This is a genomic window from Ignavibacteria bacterium (assembly GCA_025612375.1).
Lineage (GTDB): Bacteria > Bacteroidota > Ignavibacteria > Ignavibacteriales > SURF-24 > JAAXKN01.
The window spans coordinates 1-2,376 of sequence record JAAXKN010000103.1; the positions used below are offsets into that span (position 1 = coordinate 1).

The 2,376-nt window shown below is 45.1% G+C and carries 4 protein-coding genes; all 4 read right to left on the reverse strand.

All coding sequences use genetic code 11. The annotated features are described in order from the left end of the window. Positions 1–242: 242 nt before the first annotated feature. Positions 243–857 carry a hypothetical protein gene (locus HF312_21450; protein MCU7522780.1) on the reverse strand — a complete coding sequence of 205 codons (615 nt, stop codon included), beginning with the start codon at positions 855–857 and terminating at the stop codon, positions 243–245. A 63-nt stretch (positions 858–920) separates the two neighbouring features. Further along, positions 921–1,472, reverse strand: a complete 552-nt coding sequence (locus HF312_21455) for a hypothetical protein (GenBank protein ID MCU7522781.1) — start codon at positions 1,470–1,472, stop codon at positions 921–923. Next, positions 1,460–1,888 (reverse strand): hypothetical protein, encoded by a 429-nt coding sequence (locus HF312_21460; GenBank protein ID MCU7522782.1) that lies wholly within the window; start codon positions 1,886–1,888, stop codon positions 1,460–1,462. Before HF312_21460 ends, HF312_21455 begins: the two co-directional genes overlap by 13 nt. Before the next feature lie 168 nt (positions 1,889–2,056). Continuing rightward, positions 2,057–2,376: DNA cytosine methyltransferase (locus HF312_21465; protein MCU7522783.1), on the reverse strand; the 320-nt coding region annotated here is incomplete at its 5' end.

Sequence of the window (2,376 nt, forward strand, 5' to 3'; positions counted from 1 at the left end):
CTTTACGAATATTTTGTCTTGTCGCTGTTTCAAAACTCATTTCTCATAACCTCCTAAAATTGTTTTATTATGCTGAATGAACGACTTCCGTCACGCCTGGGACGGGAAACTTAGTAGTAACCATTTTCATTACGACGATAAAGGTCAACGCCATAATTCCGACAATCACCCAATTCAATAAACCAATGCGAACATCTGAAAAGTTAAACATTCTTCTCACCTCCTTTAATGGAGTAAGCCCCTTACATCTTCAAGCCATTCGGAACGAGAACCGCTTTGTCCATGCTCTCATGCATATAAAAGAATCCGTGTCCGTTGAGCTTGACGTCCACAATCTCCCGGCCCATAAATTCCGCCATGTGTTTCCGGTCGTCCTCTAATTTCAAACGAAAACAAAAAGTATGCTCGGATTCGGAGAGAGCCATTTTTGGAATCCCTCGGGGACGCTGGGTACAATTAAAAATCCCGACATTAAGCTCCCGTCCGCGTTGCATGATGTTTTTCCAGTTCGGCAAAATATCGGACGCCGATTCCATCACCTGGGCAAGCTCATCGACTACAACCATGGTCTCCCCTCTCCGGTAGCAAAACTCAAAAAAGGCGTCATAAAAATCCTCATTCATTTCACTATCCACCGGGCGATAGATAAACTTCCCGCCGAGCTGTTTCCGGAGCTCGTCAAAGGTTCGAATGATCGGAACCTTATCCCAGGTAAATGTCCCCTTGGTATCGAGCACCATCACATTTTTAAACCCCCGCGCATAGGCTTTTGCCGAGAAGGTTTTCCCCGAGCCTGTCTTTCCGACAAAGACGGCCCGGTCATTCGGTTGTATGACTAATCGCCTGCTTTTAGCCATTCGAATGCACTCTCCAATTTTACGATCATATTCGCGAGCTCCTCGTCTGTGAGACTATCAATCTTACTCGTTAAAGAGGAGGCCAATTTCGGAAGGAACGGTCGGAAGGAATTGAGGAGCATTTTCTCCGTTGTCCCCGCCGGTTTGTTCGCGGTCATCAGCTCCGGAAGTTTCTCCGCCCACACTTCGAGAAGGGCTTGGAGTTTCTGCCGGACTAGGTTTAAATTGGGTAAGCTGTTTTTGTTTTCGTTTTCGTTCATTGGCTTTTTCTCTCCATTCCATAGCGGTAATCATGAGTCTAGGGACAATAATCGAGCCGATCGCGGTAATGAGTAACATAGGGGCCATATAGTCATTGACTTTCGATTTCTTCTTCTTATTCATTTTGTTTAAGATTCGAGTCAAGGGTTCCGAGATTTGCTCGGCCTCATCTTCGGTAATAAACCAATGTCCTCCCATGAGACCACCCAGGAGATTAAAGACGCCGATTAAAAAGGCGGTCAATTCGTCCGCGTTCACGTCGTCGGCTTTTCCTTTTCTGGTTCCCTTGGTCTTGGTCGAGGTCGGTTTGACGATATTCTTTTTCGGTTCCTTCTGTTTGTTTACAAGAACCAAGGACGACGTTTGCTTGTCGTTTGTACTTCCTCCGGTTCCTCTTGTTCCGCTGGTTCCGGTATCGCTGGAATCTCGCTCAAGTTCACGCTTTCTTCTTCGATAGTCTCGGTCTCGCTCTCGCTTAATTCTTCGACGTCGCTCCTCATCTGACTCATTTCCTTGAACATCATTTCCGCTATCTCCCGTATCTCCTCCTGGCTCCATCTCTGAATCTGCTGTACTTCCTCCACTAGATTCTGAATTCGCTCGTCGGTTTGAGCGAGAGCCTGGACTTGTTGCTGGAGCTGTTCGACTTGAGCCGTTAGAGCTCCCACGATCATCTCCACTGATTGAGGCGGGTTCGGATTGGGTTCCGTCGGTTCGGACGGATTCGGTTCCGTCACTTCCACTGTTACCTCCACTTGATTCTCGTCCATGTTCTTTTTCCTCCTTCGACATTTCTGTACACCCTTTCTATTTTTCTATACATTCGTTCTAAGGATTATTCTACCATAAACGACAAAAAAGAACCTATCATATTCTGATAGATTCCGACAAATTGTTTCGACAAATTTTCTTGTGTCGATTAATCATCGTAAGACGAACTAAGACCATTGTTCAGCCATAGCATTTGCAATACCTTGAAAAGTTCTTGACCGCTCTTTCCAACGATCAACACCAGGAGGCATTTTCCACACTCTAGCTTCACGGCCTTCAACAATATTGGTTGGAACTAATAACGGTAAATTCTTTAACCACAAACCTGTCTTTTTAACTTCTCCATGTCCAAATTGCCAAGGATGAATATACTGGTCAGCTTTTCTAATCCGGCTAGAAATAATCGAAACAGGATTTTCTATTGCGATTTTTTCAATAGGTAAAGCCATTAACCACCTAACAAACTCTAAAGCCTGTTCTTGCTCTT

Bases quoted from the DNA above. Each gene is read 5' to 3' on its own strand.
- HF312_21450 (MCU7522780.1), bottom strand. From the start codon at position 857: ATGGCTAAAAGCAGGCGATTAGTCATACAACCGAATGACCGGGCCGTC.
- HF312_21460 (MCU7522782.1), bottom strand. From the start codon at position 1,888: ATGGACGAGAATCAAGTGGAGGTAACAGTGGAAGTGACGGAACCGAAT.